Here is a 22,845-nt window from a genome sequence, read left to right as displayed (position 1 = left end):
AAATTCGTGTGACAAACGCAGGATAAATTGATGTTCACGGGCAACTACTTTTCCAGTGACTCTTCCTGTGCGTCGCTGTGAATATTTTCATTTTCCGTGTTTTCAGTTTGCGCCATCCCACTAATCACCAGCACTTCTTTAGCTGCAAGAGCGAGAGCTTCAGGATTCCATGTAGAAAGGACATCATTGTAAATTTTTTCAACATCATTCGATCCACCGTGGGCTAATGAACGAGATACTAACCAGGCGTTCGATTCTGTGTTTACACGAATAATCAGAGCGGTTTTTTTCACGCCTTCCACTTTTTCAATATCGTCGTTTTTTTCTGCTTGCTCGACTAAAAAATCAAAGTATTCAATGCGTTGTAGTGCTGATAATTCATATAGCGCAATAGACTCACCGCTGTAAGTAAACTCTTTTTTCTTTAAAAACATACTGTTACCTTTTATTCATTGTCTTTTTTAATAACGGGCGCACTTTTGCCTTGCTCTGAAGCTAATTTAATTTCTTCAGCCAGCGCTGGACGACCACTGTTTGTGATCTTAATCGTGCGGGTGATCACTTCTTTTGCGGGCACTGTTTTTCCAAGCGAACTGACCCAGCCACGATAAATATCGACTGCCCCATTCGGATAACGAATGCGATAGTGACGAACATCACCCAGCTGGAACCAATCAACCAGATCTTTTTGTCCTTGCTCACCCGGCTTCCATGCCAGCGTAATATTGGCTTCACCTGCTGATTTTTCCCCCTGAGCAGTGGCTTTCCAATCCGCATCTTCATCGTCAAGATAGGTATCGTCATAACTGTCTGCGGTAATTTCACCAGGCTGTAACTCTTTAATTTTCGCCAGTCGTGTCCAATCCGTATCAGTAAACGGATCTTTTAATGGGTCTTCGGTACCGCTATAAATCCAAAGCGTGGTACCGGCACCTTTTACGGGTGCCAATGGGTTTGGTGTAGGCATAATGATTCCTTTTACATTGAATAATTAATTTGATAATTGAGATCGACAGAACCCCATAACCCCATTTCTTCATCGCGATGGTAGTCGTAGCCGTTAGGGGTCATATTTTCGATAAGATCGGACAGTGCGGGAATGGAGGTCAGTGCGGGATAAATCACAGCTTCAACCCATTTATCTAATTCAGCATCAGGGCTATTCGCACTGAGAAAAACTTCTATGTGAACAATCGCTTGCCAGCTATCTTCATCAAGGTTTTCACCCGTTGAGACAGCATCCGTGATATACACGGCAACCGCTGGAAAGTCGCTTTCATCAACAAAAAAAGGGCGACCATCAAATACTGTCGCCCCATTGGCATGAGGCTCAATCGCCTCTTTAATTGCATGTCGGATCTGTGTGTGTTTGATCACCAAACCCTCCCTTTTATATAAAGCCGTAATTGTTGCTTTAATGCCGATGCCATTTCTTTAGGCATATCAGATTGAAGCAGTTTCTCTGACTCTTCGGTGTAAGCTATTGTTAACGGTGTGACGAGTGGTATTTTAACTACTTCGATGGGATAACGACTTTCCCCAACTCGCTGAAGAATGTGCCAGCGTCCATTATCGAGCTGTTGAATAAAAGCATGAGGAAAAGAAAATCTCCCCACCTTCAAAACACTTCCAGCGCCTTTCTGATTACCTCGTTTTCTTGATAGCTGAACGCGCGCATTACCCAGCGCAATGGCGGGTAAATTACCCCGGTTTATCACTAATCTAGCGCGAGGTGTTTTATAGCGACTGCTCGCACGATTAAGTCGAACACGTTGGCGAATAAGGCGTTGTGGCACTTTCGTTTCGGCTGAAACCCGTTTAACACTATGGCTAATGACACGGCGAGCAACACGATTAATCGCCATTGCTGTGGCTTTCGGTACCATTTCATCATTAATGCTATTCAAGTTTTTGATGGCTTGCTCTAACCCTTTCATATCACCCACCTATTTAATCCAAATATGTGGCTTACCATTAAACTTTTGATATCGCGTGATTTGGTAAGTTTTGCCATCAATTTCAACAAGATCCTTACGGTCAGGTTGATAGGTTGACGAAAAAATAACATAACTCACCCCATCACCGCTCATCGGTCCCAATTCAGGGATAAAGTGAGATTCGAGTGCTTGATAAAAAACACCATTGATACGGATGGGAACCCCCATCCGTTCTTCGGTCACGTTATCCATTCTTTTTACCAACCGTTCAAATGGATTCATCGGTATTGACCTTAACTTTGAGGGGAGCCAGCTGATGGCACAAAGGCATTGAGTTTAACGGTGACATTTTCACTCGATGCATCCGCATCATCCCAAACCACACCCGCAGGTGTACCGCCTGTATCCACGACAATATTGTCTTTAACGGATGCCGTCACACCGGCTTTTAAGGCAATACCCGATTTCTTGTTCAGCAAAAAAACACCTTCCACGAAACCATCACCTTTCTCACTAGGTTGAATATCCGTGATCGCAACACAAGCAATAGCGCCAACGTGCACCAGTTGACCGCTTTTAATGATCTCTTTTGTGCTATTAATCAGAGCAATGGTGCCACCTTGTTGTACATAATTCTTAGCCATAAAAACTCCTTCCGATGCCGAAGCACCGGATTTTAGATATAAAAAAAGCCCATCAGGGCATCAGAATAAAACGAAGAAAAAAGACGCCTTATTTACCGGAAACTTTCAGCAGACCACGATAATCAACTGGCGCTACACCCGCATCAATACGCACTTTTGTGGTGACACCGTCTGAGGTAAAACCTTCAAGTTGGTCAATATACGGCACATCGATTCCGTTTAAGTACGCCACCTCAATGGTGTCGCTACCTTGACGTGAGGCCATATACCAATCTTTCTCGCTCGCATCATCTAAACGAGGTTCAGCAATAATTTCCGCTAAATCACGCACTGGGTTAATAATATTGGCATTAACATCCGCACCTTTCACACTGCCTGATTTAACCACTTGGATAGCTTGTGTTTCCAGTGTGGTCGGTACCAACATAAAGGCAGGGCGAATATTTAGCGTACGATCACCTTCTTTTTGTTGACGCATAGCTGTTCGACCCGCACTGATGGTTTCTACATCCATCCCACCAGTGATCATGTTTTTATGATCGGCACTAAATAGCGCTTTTTTATCGCTCATTTTTTCATTGTCGATAAGCACCGCATACACCAAATCGCCGACAGTGGCTTTAGCTGCACGACCGAACTTCATTGGCACATCCGTCAGCATGTTCATATCATCATTGATGATAGCTTGACGGGTAATACTGAATAATTCACCGTAGGTCGCCAGCGCAATGGTTTCACCTTTATCGTTCAACGTAACGTATTTATACTCAGCACCTTCACGCACTTGACGTAAGGAAGGGAATGCCCCTAATCCCACACGATGTGCAGTTTTAAAGTCACTGAGTTGTCCTTTTTTCGTCCATTTCTCAAAGGTTTCTTCATTTTCTTCCCAACCAAGCAAAATCGCTTTATTCGCGACATCCAGCAGGATATTACCGAAATCAGAGGTGCTGTGCGTAAAGGCCATACCAATCATTTGCATCGGATTATACGTAGCCACGCCAACACCACGCTCTGTCAGTGATGCCCGTGCTAACTCACGCAGTGTCATGCTGTTATAGGCGTTATCTTTTTCATAATCCTGATAACCCGCACGCGCCATCACAGAGGCACGCACACTGTCACCGACGATATTGCCGTTTCCTGCGTAAATGTGTGCATTATCTTTATTGGATGGCTCAGGATTTTGTTGCTGTGCAATCGTATTGAGCAATTGCTCACGCGCTTTTTCAACAGAACAGTTCGCATCTGCTAAACACGTGATCATTAGCTCATTATGACGACCACCGAACATGGCAAATAAATCTTTAATGCCATTTAAGCGTGTTTGCTCATCAGCAAAGGAGGCGCTAGGCTGTGGCTCTGGTGAAGAATTTGGTTGAGGCTGTTGCGTAGGTTTAGTAGTGTTTTTGGGTGTAATTTGATTTTTAATTGCACTTGGCATAGATGAAAATTCCTCAATTCGTTTAGATGTAAGACTTGCCATTGCTTTCACTGGCTCAATCACTTTATCGGCGAAACCGTGTTCAACACACTCGTCACCATCAAGCCATGTTTCCTGCTCTAACATGGCAGTAATTTCTTCGGTTGTTTTTCCTGTTTTAGCCACATAAGCAGGAATAAGTACGTTTTCTAACTTGTCGAGCAAGTCAGCATATTCGCGCATATCATTCGCATCCCCCCATGAGACGCCCCACGGTTTGTGGATCATCATCATGGCATTTTTCGGCATAATAACCGTATCACCCACCATCGCAATGACTGATGCCATTGAAGCCGCTAATCCATCGATATAAACCGTGATTGTTGCGGAATGGTTTTTAAGTTGGTTAAAAATGGCAATACCATCAAATACTTCACCACCCGGTGAGTGAATATGAAGGTTGATATGACTAAGATTCCCTAGTGAAATTAAATCTTCCGTAAAACGTCGTGCGCTAATTCCCCAACCACCGATTTCATCATAAATATAGATATCCGCGGTTTGGTCTTCTTTAGCCTGCATGCGAAACCAGTTTTTTTGAGTTACTGGCCCCGACATTTTAGGCATCGTTATCAGGTTCTTGTTGCTTAGCATCTTGTGCCCCTTTGTCATTAGCAGGATCAGTATCAAATACCAGTCCTAATCGTTTATTTTCGTCAATTTCGGTTTTACGACGACGTTTCACATCCGCAGGGTTGCCCCCTTTGGCGCGTATCCAGTCACTTTCTGTTGACGCACCACCACGTAATAAGGTTTTCCATGCCTCAGACTCTTTTTTCGGATCAATCCACGGCATCACAGGTCCACTGTAAACCGCATTAAACAGTGATTTAGGGTCAACATCAGGTGGCACGGCGACCACACCACTGGCTATCGCCATTTTTAACCAATTGCGATACATCGGACGGCTAATGCCCGCCACAAAGGTGTCTTGAAAAATGTTATAGCCTTCAAATGACTCCACCAGCTCTTGTCGTTGAGCGCTATATGTACCGTTATAGTCACGGGCGATACTGGAATAACTCCCGCGACTGCCCGCAGAAACCGCACGTAATTGTCCATTGCGAAACGATTGTAGGTTAGGATTGGGGCGGTCTGATTTGATCATGCCCACTTCTTCACCCGGCTTTAAGCCGTCGTAAATCATGCCCGGCTGAATATCGATGTTACGTTGTTCATCTTCGTCGTATTCACCCTCAGGGAAAGAACCGGCATCCCCTTTTTTGATGTACATCCCCAATGAAGCTGCAATACGTGCGGAGGTTAATTCCGCATCTTCATAATCTTTTAACGCACTTAAGCGCATTAAAATCCCCGAAAACAAACTGACACCCCGCGCTTGATGAAGCCGACGAGTGAATTTCAGGTGCAACATATTTTCAGCATCGATGGTTTTGATATCCCCCAAATTGGCACTGAATTGGGGGAGGTTTTTATATACCTGATACCCTGTGGGTCGCCCCCACTCATTGAATTTAATGCCTTGAATAATCTTGCTTTCAGGCATATTCATGTGGATCGGCACGAAGTCAGGCTCTAAGGCTTCGAGCCAAAAATAGATATTGGCTTGAGGTTCTAGCCCTTTGGCTTTGCCTTTGACCAGTTGAGCAAATACTTCACCATCACGTAACCACGTTCTGACCAATAAACGCTCTAACACGGGACGACTAAATTGCCCTGTCACTTCGGGTAGTACTGACCACTCCGCCCAGGCCTGACGAATTTGAGAGGCTAAATCTTCATGAATTTGTCCGGCACCATCGAGAGGTTGTGGCTCAACAATAATGCCTTTTGCCCCGACAATGCGTTCTTCCATCTTGTCGAGAATACCGATAGAGATATCATGATTGTTATCTAGCCATCGCGCTTGCTCGCGTAAGGAAGTACCACCAAATTGCGTCAATTGGTTTGCATTACGATTTTCACGTTTAGCGGGATGAGTGCGAGTGGGTAAAACGGCTTCATAGGCTTTAATTTGTAATCGAGAGCGGAGACGCGAGGCTTGCCAATTTGGGGCGAAATAACCAATGGCGTTGTCTAATAATGTCATCTAAACCTCGCTAATTTATACATTGGATTACCTCGTTTTCGTGATATCAACGCCGATAAACGAGATTCCCAACGCTCACGACCTTTTATGACCTCGTTGAGATTTTCCATTGTCATGGCTTGCCCATTAAAGGTGATGGATTTGCCTTTTAATACCGCCTCTTCCGCTAAACGGTATTGCTCAATCATGTGTTCAATTTCTTCTTTCGTCATATCCAGCCTCCACTGTTTGATACTGGTGCCCATGCAGATACCGCAGGCGTTTCCTGTTTTGGGGTTTCGGGGGAGGGTTTTATTTCAGGCTCTGTGGCGATATCGGCAATTGGCGGGGATGAGGAAAGCATTACATCAGGCAATCTCGCCCATTTAGGCGGTTTTTCCCAATTAATATTCTCGTACCCCTTTAATATCACCAAGGCATGGGCGTAAACCATCAGGTCAAATGCCTCATTAGCGCCTCGCCCCGGCTTTTCCCAATGCCCTTTTTCATCACGCTCTTCATACGTCAACTCGTCATAGAACGATTCATCCAGCCAATCAGGGAAATGGATATAGTTAGGCCCTACGGTATCGCGCGATAACGCAGAACTGATCCTGTCTTTAAGTTGGTCAGTTTGCAGTAAATAAAGAGGCACATCCCCTTTCGCTTGGGCTCGGCGCTCAGAACGACGGGTGTTATCAGGGAATGATTTAGTAATTAACTTACTGCGTTTATGCCCATCGCCCTTAAAGAGATAGACTTTACGGTGTAATCCCTCTTTTCGACAGCGACGCCAAAATTTATAGGCATTATCGGTAACACCATCTTCACCACCAGAGTCCACGCCTAACATCATGATTTCCATTTCATGGTGAGGATAATGTTGCAATGGATAGGTTTTCTCTAATACATCGGTGATTAATATTTGCCAATCTTCAGGATAAGAGCCTGGATCAATTCGACGGCATTCACCGTTGTTGTCATAACGTAGGGATTGGGTTATTTCAAATCGGTCAATCACCCAGCGTTCGCCTTTTTCACCGTAACCGACCACCTGAACCACAAAGCGTCGTTTTTTACCGCCTTGCACGTCAACCGTGGCAACCAAGAACCGCACGCCTTCTGGTACGACTGACTCTTCCCAGTTTTCTACGCGATTAATCAGTTCATCACTCTGACGCTGTTCTTGTGCAACTTTCGGCAGATAAGGCAACCCCCAGTCTGTATTAGTTACTGACTTTAATGTTTCTTCACTGCCCGTTAATTCGTATTCTTGCTCTGCACCTACAAACTTATTCACTAATTGAGCCCATGTTTGATAAGCGGCAGCTGGCCCTTCCATCCAAAATGAGGCAAATCTTGAGTAGCGAGGGTTACCCGTTATTTTCCCTGTTTTATCAATTAATTGCCCCTCTATCAGCCATACGCCTTTATTGTTTAATGTTCTTTTTTGGTCATGTTCTATCTTTGATAAACAGTGAGGGCATTGAAGATAGGCGTTTTTACCTGCTTCAAAGGGATCGTCCGTTAATGAAAATCCAACCATGTTATCTTTTATAGGTTGAAAATATTCACCACAATGTGGGCAAGGCCAATACCAACGACGGCGATCACCTCGGTTATAGAGTGATAAAATTCCTGTTGTGGGTGGTGCCTCATGAGGCAATGTCCGGCTCCACTTTGTATTTGTTATTTCACGACCAGGAGAGCTCTCCACCAGCGTCATGCCAGCCGACATAAAAGTGGTTGTCCGTTTTGATGCTAGCGAAAATGCATCACCTTCACCGTCAATGTTCTCAGGAAAGCGGTCATAATCCGTTAAAGCAACAAAGCGATAATCTGATGACGACATAATATTGACAGTTGGCCATCCTATTTTTAGATAATTCCCCGCTCTGAATGTTTTATCGTGAACGTTATTATCATTGGTGCGAGGACTTAACCGCTTTGATACCTCTTTACTAACTCTAAATGTTCTATCCAATCGTTTTTTAGAGTGCTCTCTGGCTTTATCCTCTGTCATTTGAATTAATAAAAAATCAGCAGGATCACAGACAATGGTGTAAACAATCCATCCATCAATTAACGCTAAGGATTTACCTGTTCGAGCTGGCCCCACAAAAATAACAGCATCATATCGCCTTGATGTTAAACAATTCATAGGCTCAATAATGTATGGTGTTAATGTGTCATCCCAAGGTAATGAACTACCGCCATCAAGAGGAACACGCATATATTTCTTAACAGCTTCGGCAACAGGTAATCTATTGGGTGGCTTTAATAGTGTGGATACATCACGCCGAATGGATGAAGCGGAAGCAAATCTTACTGTCATTATTCCTCCATCGCTTCTGCATTATTCACTTCACTTGATAGCAGCTCTCTCATTTCATCAATAACAATTTGAACCTGCACTAATTGTTCTGCATTCCATCCGTGATCTCGCTCTAACCTGTCTGGCCACGTTTCCAGAACCTGAGCAATCGCCTTGACAATAACCGCCATTTCTCGATGAACTTCTGATGCTGGAATAAGTTGTTTTAATGTAGTTTCAAATTTAATTCTTTCATTTTCAGACTGATACCAATCTTTTCTATCTTTAGGAAACATAAGGTCAGGATCTTGAATCCCTTCCCTACCTTTACTGTCATCTGCAAAAATTATTGGCCCAACATCTCGCAATGCATAAACAGGGTTTCCTCTGACTGTATTAGCAATGGGAACATTAGCTTCTAATAATCTCTTTTTAACTGTGCCTCGGTTTAGCCCGAATGCCTCAGCAATCTTTGCAACACTCCAGTTATAGGCGTCTCCCAGATTGCTGACATTAGACATCGACACCTCACTTGGTCAGGTGATTTCCTTGTTTTTTAATAAAAATCAATATGATAAATAGCATTGAGGTGACAACAATTAAATAATATTGTCACCTCAATACTGTTTATATCTATATATATCAATCAATTATGAGACCTGTTGCTGACACCATGAAAATCAGAAAACTAGCCGTTTCCCGCGTGCGCGCCGCCCCGTGGAGAGGGTACCCCACCGGGAGTACCTTTTGAATTATGTATAACAAAATCAATTTATTATGATTAAGGTTTCTTTGGTGGCGGAGTGGGATTCTTAATCTCATGCTTGGGCTGATACCCATTAGGGTTTAGACTTTTATCCTGCAATTGTTCATCTAATTGTTTTCTGAATTGATTGGGGTTCTTAAAGCCTTGACTAGCCATAGTTATTTCCTTTTGATTGTTAACCACCGTAATCTATCTGTATTCGTATAGCCTCTTCATAAGTTGCATCCCGCCAATCAGTCATGGTTTTGATATCATCATTTGAACTATCTAGAGGATATCGTGAACGCTTCACACTAACCTCAACTTGCAATATCGATAACCCAGAAAAAGCCTGTCGTCTAACTCTAAAGCGCCCAGTCAAACCAGTCTCTGTGTTTCTATATTTAGGCATTGGCATGTTATCCCCTTTACTTCTGACTGCACCACGTTCTGTTGACAGCATCAGCCCATGCTTGATGGTTGGTTTGCATAACTCTGCCAAGTTCAGCAATAGCGATGGTGTTCTGCTTTATTTGGCTTATAGCATCATCGTCCAGCTGAGCCTTGGTATCCTGCTCTGACTTATTATTGACAAGCACACCTTTGAACTCAGCCGAATTAATAAAGGCATCTTTAATAAAAAATTCACCAGAAGACTGAAAGAAGAACGATGGGATTGATTTAGGCTTCACCCCTACATCTTGCATCAGTTGCTTAATGCGAGTGAGTTGCTCTTCTAACTTATCTAAATCTGTTGTATCGACTGAGACTTTATAGATCAATTCACCTATCTCTTTTCTAGGATGATTAATGGTTATCTTTTTAGGGGCCTTACCACCTATTGAAAGTTTTAAATAACCATTCGCACAATAAGAAGCACTGTATGAAGCTGTTACCACGCTGACAGAACCATTATCGTTAATCGTTATATTCATTTATTATCTCCAATAAAAAAGCCACCAGCGATTAACTGATGGCTATCTCTATAAACTCTATCAACATCACTCAATGAATGACGTTTGTAGAATTAATATATTATGTCTCTCCATAGTCACGCCGTTTCTTCTACCTACAGCTGACGTTGCTGATAATGACCGTAAAATAAAAAAGTGGTGGTATTCATTGTTTTTGACTCTCACTATGCGCTATCTGCCGAGAATAAAACAGGTCATGGCTAACATAGGAAACGGCGACAATGCGACGCATTAAAAACTCCCGCCATTACGAGGCGATTGTTTTCTAAAAACTTACGTTGATTATTAACAGATTGGCTTACTGGATATTGGTAATCTATTGTTTTCACAAATGCTAGTGAAAGCCCTGTGGGAGCCCAAACTCACAGAGTTATTTTTATCTTGCTTTTTTTATTTAGGTAAGAGATAGGTTAATCAGAATTATCAATCTAGTATATATACCTACTTAAGCTATACTAAGTAAACATCGCTATACTTTAATTGATATCTTGTTAGTTTGCCCTCGTACCCTACGTAGGGCTTTTTTTAGTTCACACACTCCGTTCTAATGTAATCCTGTAATCCCAATATCACTTGCTCTGACTCTGCAATTCGCTCTCTGAGTAGCCAATAATTTCGGATAGCGGTGTCAGTAGGTCGGGCGGTGGTTGCATCATCCATGCTGGTGGTGGGATTACTGTTGCTCTTTGAGCACTCGGCTTTGATGTACACCCGCTCAGGATTATGCTCGCTAATATCACGCAAGCGACTAATTTCATTCTTTGCATTAACAAGCTCCTGTGTGTGTCTTGTATCAAGTTGATTTAGTCGCTCTATACGTACTTGATAATCAATATTGATAGCCTTTTGCTCTTCGAGTGTGGCAGTAAGTTCTTTGTTGTTTTCTGTCAGTGCGTTAATCCTTTTCGCTTGTGCATTAATCAGCACGCAACCACCAGCAACAATACCCACTATCACAATGACAATGTAAAGTTTCCAATGCTTCATAATTAGTACCGATGATGTGAGAGAGCTATCTGACAGCGCTTTTCTAAGCTTGCTTTGTCGTTAACACATGAATTATCAATTGAGATATAAATGTCACCAGCGACTGTGATAAGTAATACGAGGATAAAGCTGATAACGATAATTAAAGGTTTCCATGACATAGTGCTGACTCCGCATCTCTACGACTAACTAGCCCTCGCCATACTTTTCCACCAGCATAAACCCAACGTTTCATTTCTTCACAAGCACCATACTGATCACCTGCATTTAATTTCTTTAGCAACGTAGAACGAGCAAAAGCTGTGGTACCGACATTGAAAGCAAAGGAATATAGGGAGGCTTTTGTTTTATCATCCAATGGAACTTTAACCAGGACATCAACTTGTTGTTGCGTTCTAATAAAGTCTTTCTGAAGTAACTCGTCACATTCTTGCTGTGTGTATGTCTTACCTTGAATAATGTCTTTGCCTGTATGCCCATAACAAACCGTCAGAATTCCAGCAACATCACGATAAGGTTCATAACGAACACCTTCAAAGTAACCAATCACTGTTATCGCAATACTTACCGCACCAGCACTCGCAACTGCAGCTACCTTTTGTTTTAGATTCATTAAATGTCCTTTTTAGCTTTAGTCAGCATTTCACCAACTATCTTTTCTATGTCTTGCGGATCACTAGAACAATTTCGATGAACTAATTCAGCAAATAACGCTGTTCGTTTTCGTTGTTCTCGCTGTGTCATAAAGTAAGTTGCTAATCCAAGGAGCATGCTGAATCCCATCCCTATTACAAATCCCCATTCATAAAGTGAGAGACTTGCAAAAAAGGCAGTTAAGCCAGCCGTTCCGTAGGTAGCATTGGTTAATTTTTCCATGCGCATATACACCCCCTACGGAGTGTCCGAGTTTAGTTAAAGGAATACAGGCACACAGTTATTGTGAGAAGTGATTAGTGAGTGATTGATACTGTGGTCTGCACATACGAAAAAACCCCACCAAATGGCAGGGTTTCTTGAAATGCTCATAAGTTGATCATTTGATTGATCTTTTTTTACTCAGTCAGTTATAATGACCGAATATCTTGTGTTCTTGTGGAAGAGAACGCACTAGATATAGAAGCGCCTCTATGTAGTATCGAGCTACAAAAAGGCATGACAAAACTGCAGGGTGCTACATTTGATCACCTTCACAGTCTAGTTTACCCGGTGATCAGTGTAAAGCCCTGAAATTCATACAGGGTTTTAAACTATGAACAAAAATATCTGTAAACACGCTCACCGATACGACTATTCATTTACTTATCTGTCTGAAAATCAAGGACAGACTGGAAGACATAAATGTGCTGGATGCGCATATGAATTAGGTCGGCATCACGCTCTCATTGGAGCACCAAAAGCAAAAAATGACTCTGTTCTAGCATACACTTCGGACAGTCAAGCAGGCACAGTGCGTCATAAAGATGCTTTTGAGGCATACAATCTTGGTTACGATTCTGTGGCAGAGAACAATATGAGATTGAGTGCGTAAACAGAAAACTTCCTACTAAAGGCTACCTTGGTAGCCTTTTTCATCACTATCTTTAATTTCTTGGATATTTTCATTATCCATAACAACTTTTCTTATACGAAAAAAACATACTAATCGATTTATTGATAAACTTATTTACCTCTAGAGATAACTCTAACCGTATCACCTGTTACTGTTGTAATGTAGGCGTGATCTATACGTTTAATATCAAATGATGGAATAGAGTCTTTTTTCGTGTATTCGATTCTAGCTACGATATCTTTATTTTCAGATTCAGGATAAAACTCCAAGCGGTACATATCCCCTAAGCAGTGGACTTCTTCCACTTTACGACTTTCACGTTCGGTAATTAATTTAAGTGCGTACATAAATTTATTCCTTATTTTAGATAATAAAAAAGACCGCCTAGGCGATCTTCAAAATGAGTTGTTCGAAATAACCGAACATGTGAAATAGCGTTATCGGAATTCCGACATCGGAACAATATCAATAACTTAAACTATGCTACCCTCATCAATGAAGGTAACACCCTCGAATTCAGGGGAATTAAAACGAAACGGGATTAATTGTTAATTTCTTCGGCATTTGTTTGGCGACAGACCGATGAAAAAACAATTAACCCCGCCCTAAAAGCACAGATGACGAACGTGCTTTGTTATTCTTTCTTGATAGATAGCAATAGCTAGGGACACCAGATATCCGTCGACCAAAACATCATCTGGTGTCCCTAATCACACAACTCTCCAAAATGAAGAGTGTGATAGATAACAAAAAACCCCGCCGAAGCGAGGTCTTGATAAAATTCAGTGTGGTAAGTAATAAATCGCCCACTATTTAAAGATGGTAAGGCAATTGTGGACAAAATACAATCACTCAAACACCTTCATTAACACTTTCTTCCTTTTGTTTTTTAGTTGATTTTATGTCACTCACATATTCTTCAAATTCTCTCTTTATACGATGATATTCTCCCATGCTGTTTTTATTAAATAATAAAATGTGAGGTGCATCATTCATAAAAAATACAATTGTTTCCTTGAATCCCATCCCCATAATATCGCCATTGAGATAGCAACTATCATCATTCAATATGAATTCCACTACATTTGTATGATTTAAGTTAATGTAAAAATCATGAGTTAACAATGTATAGCGCTGTCTTTCATCAACATCATATGCATGGGCTATTTCTTCATTTTTTTCTATTTTTATAAACATTAAATACTTCCTTGATTTGAAAAATTAAAAGTGTACCTTATATAAGTATTAACACCTAGTCACCTGTTTAAAAATCTGTTCAGCATCACTTTCCTCACTAAAACATTTACTAATTAACATCTCATAGAATGGCTTCCAATTTCTACGCCATGTCCGCTCATTAAGCTCTGGTAACAATTTACTAATGGCTTGATATGCGACTGAAGAAGGCATTCTCTTGTACCCTCTACCAGCACAACGAGGGCAATCTTTAAATACAGGTACACCGCCTTGTAATTCCGTTTGTTTTTCATCTAATACTTTACCTCGACCTTTACAACGACAGCGGTAAGTTAATTTCCCCTTTCCATTGCAGGTTTTGCATAACTCACCAACTTTTTCTTTTTCACTCCAAGATTCAATGACAACAGTTCCATCAATACTCGTTTTCCCTTGGTACTTAACAACATCTTTGTGACTGTAAATTAGCCCTTTGCCTGCACACGCAGAACATTCGCAAACCGAACCCGCTGAACGGGCGTAATCTTCAAACGCCATTTTTGCGAGGATCACTAAACAGTAGCCCAACTTATTACCTGCCGATTTCGCCACCAGCTTTGGGGTTACTTTAAGTGCATATTGTGTTAACTGCTCTACGGTGCTGAACTTATCTTTTTCACTCACGTCATTCTTAGCAAAAAACGCAGACATGCCAAATTTAGCACGATGTTCCGTCATGCCAAGTGCTCCTGCGGTATCCATCCCCTTCATTCTGTTGGGATCTGTACAGTTTGACGTATCGGTGATCATCGGTGACTTTGGATAAAATTGTTTTAATGCTGACTCTAGTTTCATGCTAATACTCCTCGTGCCGTACACACGTTAAATAAATGCACCGATGCCTAATGAACGGTTTAAAAAATGAAATAACAATTCGAGTTGATTGCCGTGAGTGGCTTCCCATTGTTTTGGGTCGCGGTGTAACTCGTCATGGTGAATGCGACACAATGGAATAGTGAATAAGTCGTGAGCCTTAGTACCCATACCACCCATACCATGACCTATGATGTGGTGCGGATCATCAGCCTGTTGCCCACACACGCAACACGGTTGAGTTTTCACCCATTGGAGCCAGTTGATATTTTCCCAACGTTGCATTTTTGGTTTAAGAAGAAATGATGCTGGTGGCTCCGGATCGACAGATACTTTAATAACCGGCTTTATCGCATCTAAACGTTCATTCATTGCGGATAATGCGGTTACGTTGCTTGGGATAATGTCAGATTCAGGAAAACCACCGTGAACTCTGCGTTCTTCTTGTTTATCTGACCAATTTAAAATCTGGCGCAATATCGCTTCTGGTAATTCATCGATAACGTTATGCATAACCGCAAAGGTGAAAAAATCAGGTATCGTTAGCTGGTGGCTACTATCTAATCTCAACCGAAAACGAATAGTGTCTAACATCCAATTAATACGGTTTTTATGAGCTAATTCAGCAACCCACCCAGCAGATGAATTTCTAATATGGTTATCATGATGCCAACAGGTGCGGATCACCCCAGCCTCGTGAAAAGTCGTCACTAACTCATGGTGATGGTAATTATCTTCATCGTTATCAATCTGACAGCATTGAATATGACGAATAACCCACGAGTCCATCGGCGCCACTTTATCGATAGTGTGGATCACTTTTTTACTATTGAGAAATTGGACGATGTGCTTATTGTTTAAAATCGGCTGTTCATCACCCGTCAATGCGCCTGAGGGCAACACATCTAAACTTTTTGGAACATCGCTAATAATCACGCGGTGATGCTTTTTAAATTGCTCGAGTAATTCAGCACCCGGTTTAAGTAATACAACGCCCAGTTCAGGTTGAATGTAGGGAGTTAATAATAATTTCATGCGCTCACCTGCTTATTCAACATCACCATGCGGATCAATTCATCCGTTTTACTCTCAAAGAAATGCGGTTGGGTTTCGCGCGGATTATTAGGACTCGTCATATTCTTCCCAAACTGACAACCTCTAGCCGTAACAGACCAAAACTCTTTCGTTTTGCTAGCAGTTTTCGTGCTTGGGCGTGATAGACGTTCAACAATGCCTAGTTCGGCTAATCGCTTATAGGCTTGCTGTGCTGAAATAGGTAGGTTGTGTTTGTTGATCAGTGTTGATAATGCAACTGTTGGACGACTGGAGCCATCCATAGATCCACTTGGTGCATCAATCGCATACACAGGTGCTAATTCAGGTAATCCCGCCATGGCCTGTAATTTTTGATAAGCGCCTAACTTTGATGAATTCGAAAAGTTTAGACTTTTAGACATCGATTCCAGTAGTATCACGCCCGCTTGAACCTTATCACTGAGTTTCTCTTGGTGCTGTTGTGACACTAAAGCATCAAAGGTGCGGATCACTTTCAGATGAAAAGAAGCGCTGATCCACATTGCGTAGGCATACACTAATTCTTTGCAAACATACGTCCCTTGGTTATATCCACCAGCGACAGTGGCAATAGGCGCTCCTGTGATCTCAGGAGCGGTCGAAATTTCATCAATCAACTCTTTCGTTTGAGCCAATGAACTCCAGTTCGATGGTTGGTGTCGTTTTTCGCCACCTGACACTCGATGTAAATCATTTAAACAATAGCGACCAGCTACATCTCTACGAACCTGAAAACCGTCAATAACAATTAATCCATTCATGCTATTTCTCTCCACGTTTTATTCGTGACCGTACATCACGCTTTTACTATGCTGACGAATGGTTATTTCAAGCTTCCCGCCTTTAATAACGTCCATCCATTCAACATCCATTTTTTTTAATCTGTTTATCATCGACCCATACCCCCGCATAAGTAAGCGCATCAAAAGGTGCTTTTAAGAAATTATCAATATCTCTAGCCTGCTTAGTTGGTGGGTATAATTTCACTGAAACAAACACGTCACTCTCAATAGCCTTAGGTCTACGCTTTAATTGTTCATAGACTGCTGCAATCGCATTTGCTCTAAAGACTCGTCCTTTTGCACTGACTAAGGTTCCTCTTTGGGTATTTCTCCAATAAGTATTTACGCTAGGTGGAAATGGCAACGTAAGCACGAGTTCAGGCATAAGTCCCCCATAAGCCAATTAGCAATGTCACCACAAACCAAAACCCAACGAACAAAATGTATTTAGTTAGCATTAGTGATTACCTCTTACTGATCTTACTAATGAATCGTAGGGCTCGGTTGGTAATTTCCCCATGAGTGCAAAATTAGAAGTGGCGTGTTTTACCCATTTGATAGTTGGCAAAGCACATTTTTTAGCTTTCTGAGTATTCAATTTTTCAATGTAGACTGACTCACCTGATTTACGTGATTCTGTTATTGCTGAATGAATTCTTTCTGCCTCTTTAGTTACTCTGTAACGTAATGGACGCTCTTCACTAATTCTGACCAATGCGCCTAAAGTCCAAAGGTGTGCCAACGCTCTTGATGCACCGGCTAAATTAGTGTCTAAATCACGAATAACAGTGTCGCGATCCACCACTTCACCTGTTTTGTACAATGCCAGTATTTGCTCTGTGATTTTCATGCAACACCTCTCGATACAAGCCATTTCGCTTGTTCAATAAATGTTTTGCCGATTTGCTCTAACTCACTGCGTTGAATGTAATCAATGGCTTTACCATTCCACGTTTTATCAAACACCACGATAGCGCCAGCAAAAAATGCCCCTGTTGGTTTCTGTTTTTCATCTGCGGGAACAAACCACTCAGGAACGTCAAAACCAATGCGTCCACGAATAAAACAAACGTGATCAGCTTCTTCTGGCCACCATGTTTCTGATGTGGCTGCTTTTAATAAAAAAACATATCGACCGTGTTTTTCACGCATAGCAAATGCATGACTCATGATGTGACCAACACCTGTTAAAGGTTGACCTTCATGATATGAACTACGTGAGTAAGGAGGGTTGCCAAATGCTGAACCACCGATTTCTTTCAGCTTTTCTGACCAGTCTTGAGTGAGCGCATTATCTTCCGCTGTGTAGAAGTGTGGGCATTTACTGTTTTGACCATCAGTGAATAAATCTAAAGTAAACGGTCCATATTTAGAGTTGATGCCATAGTAAAGGTTATCTGGTGATCGCCATTGGTCACCAATTTCTTTTAATTTATGCGTGGACTTTGATTTCAATAGAGTAAGCTTTCGCGAATACTCATTTATCTTTTTTACTTCAGCAACAACATTACAAATACGATCACCAATCCAATGCATAACTGGTACAGCCATTGAATTACCAAGCGCTCGATAACGGTGCCCATCAGGACAATCGTCAATAGCTTTATTTTTAAAAGGAACTTTAGTGTGATTATCGGGAAATCCTTGTAATCGCTCACATTCAATAGGTGTCAATCGGCGAACAATATTATTAATATTTACACCATGAACATCTGTTTGCGTTAACGTATATGAAATATCAAGCTCATTAAAACCATTGCCATTACCACCATTTTCAGGCTTTCTACCAATGGTGTTACCAGCAAGAGCAATTGCAGGATGTTGAGATGCCTGTAAACAACCCGTTAATTCAGAGTTAGCCCCCAATGTTGCTGATGTATTCCCACCAGCTTGATGATTAAAAACAATCAAGTCAGTGGCACTTTTATCATCACGGCTTCTTAATGTAGATGCTGAATCATCTTGGGTATACTGACCAAAAGATTGTAATCGGAATGTATCAACAACATGAAAATCACCAGTAAATGCCTCTTGATTTCCAAGCCAGTGTTTAGCACCACAATTTGCTAAGATTGTTCCTGTTGTTTTATTGCCACTTGCAAGGCATTCTCCAGCATTATTGGTAATTTCTTCTGCCTGCGCTCTGCCCGTCTCAATATCCCCTCGCATGCCTGCTTGCTCAAATAATACTTGTGAGACACTAATGTCTTTTCTAGCAGTTGCGATAACGAAGATACGACGACGTCGTTGGGGCACTCCGAAATATTGAGCATCAAGGATCCGCCAACTGATAGTTCTTTGGGGTCCAGACACATAACCCGCGTTTGACCATTTTTTCCCTGCTGGCTTAAGTTCTTCACTTTCTCCAGCGAGTCCAGCAAGGAAGCATCCGAATGCGTTATCTTTACTACTGAGGACTCCTGGCACATTTTCCCAGACGATAATGGCTGGCTCTTTCCCTTCTTTTGTTCTAATTTCATCAATACAATCCGCTAATTCAACAAATGATAAAGTTAATTGCCCTCGTTCATCACTTAAACCACCACGCAATCCTGCAACGCTGAACGCTTGGCATGGTGTACCGCCCACCAATACATCAGGCGCAACCACTTCGTTAGCTTTTAATTTGTCAGTAATAGTGGTCATATCACCTAGGTTTTTAATTTCTGGCCAGTGATGACTTAGTACAGCACAAGGAAATGGTTCTATTTCACTAAACCATTCAGGTTTCATGTTCAGAGGTTCCCATGCAACACTAGCTGCCTCAATTCCAGAGCAGACAGATCCATAAGTTAAACGCATTACATTTCCTCCTTGGCAAGTTGCTCTGCTACCTGTTTCCAAATGCCACGCCATGCAGATAATCCAGCAACATCACTCATTCGCCCTAATCCATTTTTTCGAGCTTGAATTGCTGACAACTCCTGAATTTTATTTTTAGGTTTCCAACCAGTACTGAAAATTAAACGGAATGTCTCATCACGCTCAACAGCATCAATATTTGCTGATAAATTAGTATTTTTTTGTGGTTTAAATTGTTTAGCTTGACCTAACCAATAATTAAATGCCCGATTCCAGTCAATAAACATTGACCCTTTACTGGCGTGATAGTCACAAAACTTTTCGAATTCATCATTCAGAACTAGCCCTGCACTTAATGCTTTTTCGCCATGAATTGCTGTTGGTTTGAAATCGTCTGGTAGCGAAGTTTTCGCTTTGGATTTTTCAGAACGAGACTTAATATTTTTATTATTAGGATCTATGACTGGATCTTTACTGATTCTGGGTGCATCTCCTGCACCAGTTTTGGAATCTCCTGCACCACTACCCCCTGCATTATTTGCACCAGATGGTGCATTTCCTGCACCACTATTCACAGGCTCTCTTAATAGCAAATGATAAATATTTGACTGATTTAAACCGTTAGCTGATTTTCTAAATTCTGTTCTAAGTAACCCCATTTTTTCTAATTCAGTAATGTGGTTTTGAACAGAACGAACAGAAATCTCACACTGCTCAGCAATATACGCAACGGAAGGCCACGCCTCACCTTGGTCATTAGCATTATCAGCCAGCTTTACAAGTACAAGCTTACGTAGTGGATTACCCGTTTTTATTTGAAGCGCACGGGCAGTTAAAATCATACTCATGCTAGGCTCCTATTTAACTCTGGTGTATTTCTCTTTAAAACGCTGTACAGGTTCACACTGTGGGTCGTCACAACCATCAAGCATAAAAATAACGCGCTGTTTTTCTCTGTCATAACGAACAACATGAACAACAATACCCCTGTGATTTTTGTAGTAGCGATCAAGTTGGTTTGGGTTCTCATTGTTCATTGCCCACCTTTAATCCACGATTCAAATTGAAATCATCTACCAGCCAACGCATAAATTGGTAGTTTGTTTCTTCATAGCCTTCTGGTACTTTAATTTCATAGACAAAACGACCATCACGCATTGAAGCCCGTACTTGCGTACGGCATGCTAAGTTTGATAATCTACTCATGCTAATTTCTCTTCACACAATTGAAATTTGCGAACCGAAGCCAGAGGCCGTACACCTTTGGCTTCACCCTTTCTGGATATAGCCATCTTTAATTTCTCTTTTGATGCAACGAAACAAACGCATTCATAAATGTGCGGATCTGTGAAATTAATCCATCCAGCATCATTTTTATTTTCTGTTCTTCTTCGTTATCAATAACGCCATCAGCCAAGCTATCTTTCATGAATAACGCTAAACGCCCCTGCATTTCGTCAACACCACTACGCAGTACAAACAATTCCGTTTCGTCAAGTTCCGCAGGACTGATCCTGTCCACAAGTAAGCGATTTGATTCACGCGCGACAAATTCAGCAAATAAAACGGTCTTTGAAATATCTTGCATCGCTAACAACTCATTTAAATCAAATGAGCGACAACCATTTTTCTCATAAAGCTTGTTGTTGAATGATGTTAAAGACAGACCAAGTGCTCCAGCCATTGCCTCACGCCCACCAGCTGTCGCCTCACACATTTCTTTCACTACCTGTTTTATTGATTGGTTACTCATTTCCTACCACCATTGATAAATTCTTGTAGTTAACTGCTTTAAACGGTTTTGTTATTGTTTTGGTAGACCATCGGTTTTATTTGGATAGAGATCTGGGCGCAATTGATGAGGTGATACAACCCAACCACCCAACTCACATAATTGGATCACTCGCTCTGCTGGTACTTTGTTATTTTTAATCCAGTTAAAAACTGACTGAGGGGAATTAAAGCCAAACATTCGAGATACCGCAGACGGCACTCCAATTGTTCTAATTGCTTTTTCTGTATAATTTTCTTGGTGCATAAATGCCTCTCCTTAAGTAATACACCAATACTACTTAAAGTAGACAAATAAAACAACTTAAAATAGAAATGACAATGACAGGATTGGTAGATAGAATTCTACTTATGGTAGAAAATAACAAATATGATAGTTTCGCTAAACGACTAACCCAGCGAATGAAAGAGGTTAATGTAGATATTCGGCAATTGTCCGAACAGGTTGGCGTGTCTTATGAAATGGCGCGTCGATATACATTAGGCACAGCCAAACCTAGAGATGATAAGATGGAATTAGTTGCTAAAACCGTTTTTTCAACCCCAGCATATCTTGATTATGGAGTCGGTCTACAAACTGATCCTAAAAATGAATTTAATAAAGACACGGCCATAGTTAGACAAATTGAAGCTTTTGCATCAGCTGGCAATGGTTATGTTAATAACCCATTTCCAGAGGTTGTTAGGTCAATAGAAATACCTCAAGAACGTGTTTATGAGTTGTTTGGTCGCAGTAATTTAGATGGAGTAATGATCATCAATGTTGATGGCGATAGTATGACTCCAACACTGAATCCTAAAGACTTACTTTTTATAGATACCAAAATAAATCAATTCAATGGTGATGGTATTTATATCTTTAACTTTGAAGATTCTACCTTTATTAAACGATTACAACGCGTTAAAGGTAGAAAGTTAGCTGTAATATCAGACAATGACTTTTATCCACCCTTTTTTATCGATGACAATGAAATACATGAAGTTTATTTTCATGGAAAACTTATAAGAAGCCTACCGATGTCGTTTAAACAATTCGCATAAACATTAAAACCAACTAAAAGTTGGTTTTTTTACGCCCCTATTTTCTACTTTTAGTTGTTGACAATATCTACTTTTAGTTGCATTCTATTTCTAAAGCGAAATAAACTGTGTGAAGAGAATAACTATGACAACTGAACCAACAATCATACCTCCAGCAAATTTCACTGATGCAGATGTTGTTGATTGGATGAAAGAGAAACTATCGTCGATTAAAGTTCTTGGTGAGCTAAACACAAGACGTGAAGAGCTGGTGGATAAACTAGCAAAACTGGATGCTGAAATAGCAGAGTACGCAAATAAAAGTGCTATTCAGACCCAAAGAAAATGATTTTTATGTGTGAAGAGAACGTGTGAAGAGAACGTGTGAAGAGAAACAATGGCTGGCTGAGTCTTAAACTATTAACGGGGGTGTGGTGATAATGTTCTGCTCAGTCAGCCATTTTTATAAAGTTAGTTTTAGGATTGGTGGTTAGCGTTCTCATGCGAGATGCAACGCTGGTAATGTGATAAGACCTGATAAATCGACTGAGCTACAAATAGGGTAGCCAATACAAAAAACAGAGCGTTCAGGAAATAAGCGAGTATAGCGGCTCGGTGTTAACCACAAATCACTAAAACTAACTCAATAAGCAAGGGTACTGGCA

The 22,845-nt window shown here is 41.2% G+C and carries 31 protein-coding genes and 2 pseudogenes; 2 read left to right on the top strand and 31 right to left on the bottom strand.

Annotated features, from left to right (window positions below; all coding sequences use genetic code 11):
- Positions 1-44: 44 nt before the first annotated feature.
- From gpG to CBE70_RS16370, 31 genes and pseudogenes are all read right to left on the bottom strand, one after another.
- Positions 45-434, bottom strand: coding sequence for a phage tail assembly chaperone G (gene gpG / locus CBE70_RS16515; protein WP_049206428.1), 390 nt, complete (start codon positions 432-434; stop codon positions 45-47).
- Positions 435-505: 71 nt separating this feature from the next.
- Positions 506-967 (bottom strand): annotated as a pseudogene (locus CBE70_RS16510) (phage tail tube protein); the annotation flags it as partial.
- Between the two features lie 11 nt (positions 968-978).
- The gene (gene gpU / locus CBE70_RS16505; RefSeq protein ID WP_198585739.1) at positions 979-1,374 is read right to left on the bottom strand and encodes a phage tail terminator protein; all 396 of its coding nucleotides are present in this window, start codon (positions 1,372-1,374) and stop codon (positions 979-981) included.
- Positions 1,374-1,937, bottom strand: a complete 564-nt coding sequence (locus CBE70_RS16500; RefSeq protein WP_100160201.1) for a phage tail protein — start codon at positions 1,935-1,937, stop codon at positions 1,374-1,376. Before CBE70_RS16500 ends, gpU begins: the two co-directional genes overlap by 1 nt.
- 9 nt (positions 1,938-1,946) lie before the next feature.
- Positions 1,947-2,219, bottom strand: coding sequence for an ATP-binding protein (locus CBE70_RS16495; RefSeq protein ID WP_100160177.1), 273 nt, complete (start codon positions 2,217-2,219; stop codon positions 1,947-1,949).
- An 11-nt stretch (positions 2,220-2,230) separates the two neighbouring features.
- Entirely contained in the window at positions 2,231-2,581 is a 351-nt protein-coding gene (locus CBE70_RS16490) for a DUF2190 family protein (protein WP_100160176.1), read from the bottom strand.
- Positions 2,582-2,669: 88 nt separating this feature from the next.
- On the bottom strand, positions 2,670-4,658 hold the full coding sequence (locus tag CBE70_RS16485) for a ClpP-like prohead protease/major capsid protein fusion protein (protein WP_100160175.1): 1,989 nt from the start codon (positions 4,656-4,658) through the stop codon (positions 2,670-2,672).
- Entirely contained in the window at positions 4,624-6,114 is a 1,491-nt protein-coding gene (locus CBE70_RS16480; protein ID WP_100160174.1) for a phage portal protein, read from the bottom strand. The genes CBE70_RS16485 and CBE70_RS16480 overlap by 35 nt, the downstream gene beginning before the upstream one ends.
- On the bottom strand, positions 6,111-6,326 hold the full coding sequence (locus CBE70_RS16475; RefSeq protein ID WP_100160173.1) for a hypothetical protein: 216 nt from the start codon (positions 6,324-6,326) through the stop codon (positions 6,111-6,113). The genes CBE70_RS16480 and CBE70_RS16475 overlap by 4 nt, the downstream gene beginning before the upstream one ends.
- Positions 6,323-8,428, bottom strand: coding sequence for a phage terminase large subunit family protein (locus CBE70_RS16470; RefSeq protein ID WP_100160172.1), 2,106 nt, complete (start codon positions 8,426-8,428; stop codon positions 6,323-6,325). Before CBE70_RS16470 ends, CBE70_RS16475 begins: the two co-directional genes overlap by 4 nt.
- On the bottom strand, positions 8,428-8,928 hold the full coding sequence (locus CBE70_RS16465) for a DUF1441 family protein (protein ID WP_100160171.1): 501 nt from the start codon (positions 8,926-8,928) through the stop codon (positions 8,428-8,430). Before CBE70_RS16465 ends, CBE70_RS16470 begins: the two co-directional genes overlap by 1 nt.
- 260 nt (positions 8,929-9,188) lie before the next feature.
- On the bottom strand, positions 9,189-9,329 hold the full coding sequence (locus CBE70_RS18310; protein WP_157926018.1) for a hypothetical protein: 141 nt from the start codon (positions 9,327-9,329) through the stop codon (positions 9,189-9,191).
- A 19-nt stretch (positions 9,330-9,348) separates the two neighbouring features.
- On the bottom strand, positions 9,349-9,615 hold the full coding sequence (locus tag CBE70_RS16460; protein WP_154066698.1) for a hypothetical protein: 267 nt from the start codon (positions 9,613-9,615) through the stop codon (positions 9,349-9,351).
- The gene (locus tag CBE70_RS16455) at positions 9,581-10,087 is read right to left on the bottom strand and encodes a hypothetical protein (RefSeq protein ID WP_100160169.1); all 507 of its coding nucleotides are present in this window, start codon (positions 10,085-10,087) and stop codon (positions 9,581-9,583) included. Before CBE70_RS16455 ends, CBE70_RS16460 begins: the two co-directional genes overlap by 35 nt.
- Before the next feature lie 564 nt (positions 10,088-10,651).
- Complete coding sequence (locus CBE70_RS16450) at positions 10,652-11,113, bottom strand: lysis system i-spanin subunit Rz (protein ID WP_100160168.1); 462 nt, start codon at positions 11,111-11,113, stop codon at positions 10,652-10,654.
- A 2-nt stretch (positions 11,114-11,115) separates the two neighbouring features.
- The gene (locus CBE70_RS18420) at positions 11,116-11,274 is read right to left on the bottom strand and encodes a hypothetical protein (protein ID WP_198585735.1); all 159 of its coding nucleotides are present in this window, start codon (positions 11,272-11,274) and stop codon (positions 11,116-11,118) included.
- Positions 11,256-11,726: a lysozyme gene (locus tag CBE70_RS16445; protein WP_100160167.1), complete on the bottom strand. Its 471-nt coding sequence runs from the start codon at positions 11,724-11,726 to the stop codon at positions 11,256-11,258. The genes CBE70_RS18420 and CBE70_RS16445 overlap by 19 nt, the downstream gene beginning before the upstream one ends.
- Positions 11,726-11,995 (bottom strand): bacteriophage protein, encoded by a 270-nt coding sequence (locus CBE70_RS16440; RefSeq protein WP_036904926.1) that lies wholly within the window; start codon positions 11,993-11,995, stop codon positions 11,726-11,728. Before CBE70_RS16440 ends, CBE70_RS16445 begins: the two co-directional genes overlap by 1 nt.
- Positions 11,996-12,772: 777 nt before the next feature.
- Positions 12,773-13,009, bottom strand: coding sequence for a hypothetical protein (locus tag CBE70_RS16430; protein WP_100160165.1), 237 nt, complete (start codon positions 13,007-13,009; stop codon positions 12,773-12,775).
- A 505-nt stretch (positions 13,010-13,514) separates the two neighbouring features.
- Positions 13,515-13,859: a hypothetical protein gene (locus CBE70_RS16425; protein WP_036904915.1), complete on the bottom strand. Its 345-nt coding sequence runs from the start codon at positions 13,857-13,859 to the stop codon at positions 13,515-13,517.
- 48 nt (positions 13,860-13,907) lie between these two features.
- On the bottom strand, positions 13,908-14,693 hold the full coding sequence (locus CBE70_RS16420) for an antitermination protein (protein ID WP_036904913.1): 786 nt from the start codon (positions 14,691-14,693) through the stop codon (positions 13,908-13,910).
- 27 nt (positions 14,694-14,720) lie between these two features.
- Positions 14,721-15,746 (bottom strand): DUF968 domain-containing protein, encoded by a 1,026-nt coding sequence (locus tag CBE70_RS16415; RefSeq protein ID WP_100160164.1) that lies wholly within the window; start codon positions 15,744-15,746, stop codon positions 14,721-14,723.
- The gene (locus CBE70_RS16410; RefSeq protein ID WP_049219106.1) at positions 15,743-16,546 is read right to left on the bottom strand and encodes a KilA-N domain-containing protein; all 804 of its coding nucleotides are present in this window, start codon (positions 16,544-16,546) and stop codon (positions 15,743-15,745) included. The genes CBE70_RS16415 and CBE70_RS16410 overlap by 4 nt, the downstream gene beginning before the upstream one ends.
- 18 nt (positions 16,547-16,564) lie before the next feature.
- Positions 16,565-16,952: pseudogene (locus CBE70_RS16405) on the bottom strand (RusA family crossover junction endodeoxyribonuclease).
- A 72-nt stretch (positions 16,953-17,024) separates the two neighbouring features.
- The gene (locus tag CBE70_RS16400) at positions 17,025-17,417 is read right to left on the bottom strand and encodes a hypothetical protein (RefSeq protein ID WP_100160163.1); all 393 of its coding nucleotides are present in this window, start codon (positions 17,415-17,417) and stop codon (positions 17,025-17,027) included.
- Positions 17,414-19,423 carry a phage N-6-adenine-methyltransferase gene (locus CBE70_RS18585; protein WP_232797418.1) on the bottom strand — a complete coding sequence of 670 codons (2,010 nt, stop codon included), beginning with the start codon at positions 19,421-19,423 and terminating at the stop codon, positions 17,414-17,416. Before CBE70_RS18585 ends, CBE70_RS16400 begins: the two co-directional genes overlap by 4 nt.
- Entirely contained in the window at positions 19,369-20,217 is an 849-nt protein-coding gene (locus CBE70_RS16390) for a helix-turn-helix domain-containing protein (protein WP_100160161.1), read from the bottom strand. Before CBE70_RS16390 ends, CBE70_RS18585 begins: the two co-directional genes overlap by 55 nt.
- A gap of 9 nt (positions 20,218-20,226) precedes the next feature.
- Positions 20,227-20,406, bottom strand: a complete 180-nt coding sequence (locus tag CBE70_RS16385) for a DUF4222 domain-containing protein (protein WP_017827295.1) — start codon at positions 20,404-20,406, stop codon at positions 20,227-20,229.
- Positions 20,396-20,575, bottom strand: a complete 180-nt coding sequence (locus CBE70_RS16380) for a hypothetical protein (RefSeq protein WP_100160160.1) — start codon at positions 20,573-20,575, stop codon at positions 20,396-20,398. The genes CBE70_RS16385 and CBE70_RS16380 overlap by 11 nt, the downstream gene beginning before the upstream one ends.
- Before the next feature lie 88 nt (positions 20,576-20,663).
- The gene (locus tag CBE70_RS16375) at positions 20,664-21,122 is read right to left on the bottom strand and encodes a YmfL family putative regulatory protein (protein ID WP_099659595.1); all 459 of its coding nucleotides are present in this window, start codon (positions 21,120-21,122) and stop codon (positions 20,664-20,666) included.
- A 51-nt stretch (positions 21,123-21,173) separates the two neighbouring features.
- Positions 21,174-21,407, bottom strand: coding sequence for a transcriptional regulator (locus CBE70_RS16370; RefSeq protein WP_006533952.1), 234 nt, complete (start codon positions 21,405-21,407; stop codon positions 21,174-21,176).
- A 74-nt stretch (positions 21,408-21,481) separates the two neighbouring features.
- Between CBE70_RS16370 and CBE70_RS16365 the strand changes: the two genes are divergently transcribed.
- Positions 21,482-22,201, top strand: coding sequence for a LexA family transcriptional regulator (locus CBE70_RS16365; RefSeq protein WP_100160159.1), 720 nt, complete (start codon positions 21,482-21,484; stop codon positions 22,199-22,201).
- Between the two features lie 124 nt (positions 22,202-22,325).
- Entirely contained in the window at positions 22,326-22,529 is a 204-nt protein-coding gene (locus CBE70_RS16360; RefSeq protein WP_100160158.1) for a hypothetical protein, read from the top strand.
- The last annotated feature ends 316 nt before the right edge of the window (positions 22,530-22,845 follow it).

The organism is Proteus columbae (genome assembly GCF_002777965.1).
Classification (GTDB): domain Bacteria; phylum Pseudomonadota; class Gammaproteobacteria; order Enterobacterales; family Enterobacteriaceae; genus Proteus; species Proteus columbae.
This window is presented reverse-complemented; position numbering and strand designations above follow the sequence as displayed.

Coding starts and splice junctions, on each gene's coding strand:
- gpG (WP_049206428.1), bottom strand. CDS start 434: ATGTTTTTAAAGAAAAAAGAGTTTACTTACAGCGGTGAGTCTATTGCG.
- CBE70_RS16500 (WP_100160201.1), bottom strand. CDS start 1,937: ATGAAAGGGTTAGAGCAAGCCATCAAAAACTTGAATAGCATTAATGAT.
- CBE70_RS16495 (WP_100160177.1), bottom strand. CDS start 2,219: ATGAATCCATTTGAACGGTTGGTAAAAAGAATGGATAACGTGACCGAA.
- CBE70_RS16490 (WP_100160176.1), bottom strand. CDS start 2,581: ATGGCTAAGAATTATGTACAACAAGGTGGCACCATTGCTCTGATTAAT.
- CBE70_RS16485 (WP_100160175.1), bottom strand. CDS start 4,658: ATGCTAAGCAACAAGAACCTGATAACGATGCCTAAAATGTCGGGGCCA.
- CBE70_RS16480 (WP_100160174.1), bottom strand. CDS start 6,114: ATGACATTATTAGACAACGCCATTGGTTATTTCGCCCCAAATTGGCAA.
- CBE70_RS16475 (WP_100160173.1), bottom strand. CDS start 6,326: ATGACGAAAGAAGAAATTGAACACATGATTGAGCAATACCGTTTAGCG.
- CBE70_RS16470 (WP_100160172.1), bottom strand. CDS start 8,428: ATGACAGTAAGATTTGCTTCCGCTTCATCCATTCGGCGTGATGTATCC.
- CBE70_RS16465 (WP_100160171.1), bottom strand. CDS start 8,928: ATGTCTAATGTCAGCAATCTGGGAGACGCCTATAACTGGAGTGTTGCA.
- CBE70_RS18310 (WP_157926018.1), bottom strand. CDS start 9,329: ATGGCTAGTCAAGGCTTTAAGAACCCCAATCAATTCAGAAAACAATTA.
- CBE70_RS16460 (WP_154066698.1), bottom strand. CDS start 9,615: ATGCTGTCAACAGAACGTGGTGCAGTCAGAAGTAAAGGGGATAACATG.
- CBE70_RS16455 (WP_100160169.1), bottom strand. CDS start 10,087: ATGAATATAACGATTAACGATAATGGTTCTGTCAGCGTGGTAACAGCT.
- CBE70_RS16450 (WP_100160168.1), bottom strand. CDS start 11,113: ATGAAGCATTGGAAACTTTACATTGTCATTGTGATAGTGGGTATTGTT.
- CBE70_RS18420 (WP_198585735.1), bottom strand. CDS start 11,274: ATGTCATGGAAACCTTTAATTATCGTTATCAGCTTTATCCTCGTATTA.
- CBE70_RS16445 (WP_100160167.1), bottom strand. CDS start 11,726: ATGAATCTAAAACAAAAGGTAGCTGCAGTTGCGAGTGCTGGTGCGGTA.
- CBE70_RS16440 (WP_036904926.1), bottom strand. CDS start 11,995: ATGCGCATGGAAAAATTAACCAATGCTACCTACGGAACGGCTGGCTTA.
- CBE70_RS16430 (WP_100160165.1), bottom strand. CDS start 13,009: ATGTACGCACTTAAATTAATTACCGAACGTGAAAGTCGTAAAGTGGAA.
- CBE70_RS16425 (WP_036904915.1), bottom strand. CDS start 13,859: ATGTTTATAAAAATAGAAAAAAATGAAGAAATAGCCCATGCATATGAT.
- CBE70_RS16420 (WP_036904913.1), bottom strand. CDS start 14,693: ATGAAACTAGAGTCAGCATTAAAACAATTTTATCCAAAGTCACCGATG.
- CBE70_RS16415 (WP_100160164.1), bottom strand. CDS start 15,746: ATGAAATTATTATTAACTCCCTACATTCAACCTGAACTGGGCGTTGTA.
- CBE70_RS16410 (WP_049219106.1), bottom strand. CDS start 16,546: ATGAATGGATTAATTGTTATTGACGGTTTTCAGGTTCGTAGAGATGTA.
- CBE70_RS16400 (WP_100160163.1), bottom strand. CDS start 17,417: ATGAAAATCACAGAGCAAATACTGGCATTGTACAAAACAGGTGAAGTG.
- CBE70_RS18585 (WP_232797418.1), bottom strand. CDS start 19,423: ATGGCGTGGCATTTGGAAACAGGTAGCAGAGCAACTTGCCAAGGAGGA.
- CBE70_RS16390 (WP_100160161.1), bottom strand. CDS start 20,217: ATGAGTATGATTTTAACTGCCCGTGCGCTTCAAATAAAAACGGGTAAT.
- CBE70_RS16385 (WP_017827295.1), bottom strand. CDS start 20,406: ATGAACAATGAGAACCCAAACCAACTTGATCGCTACTACAAAAATCAC.
- CBE70_RS16380 (WP_100160160.1), bottom strand. CDS start 20,575: ATGAGTAGATTATCAAACTTAGCATGCCGTACGCAAGTACGGGCTTCA.
- CBE70_RS16375 (WP_099659595.1), bottom strand. CDS start 21,122: ATGAGTAACCAATCAATAAAACAGGTAGTGAAAGAAATGTGTGAGGCG.
- CBE70_RS16370 (WP_006533952.1), bottom strand. CDS start 21,407: ATGCACCAAGAAAATTATACAGAAAAAGCAATTAGAACAATTGGAGTG.
- CBE70_RS16365 (WP_100160159.1), top strand. CDS start 21,482: ATGACAGGATTGGTAGATAGAATTCTACTTATGGTAGAAAATAACAAA.
- CBE70_RS16360 (WP_100160158.1), top strand. CDS start 22,326: ATGACAACTGAACCAACAATCATACCTCCAGCAAATTTCACTGATGCA.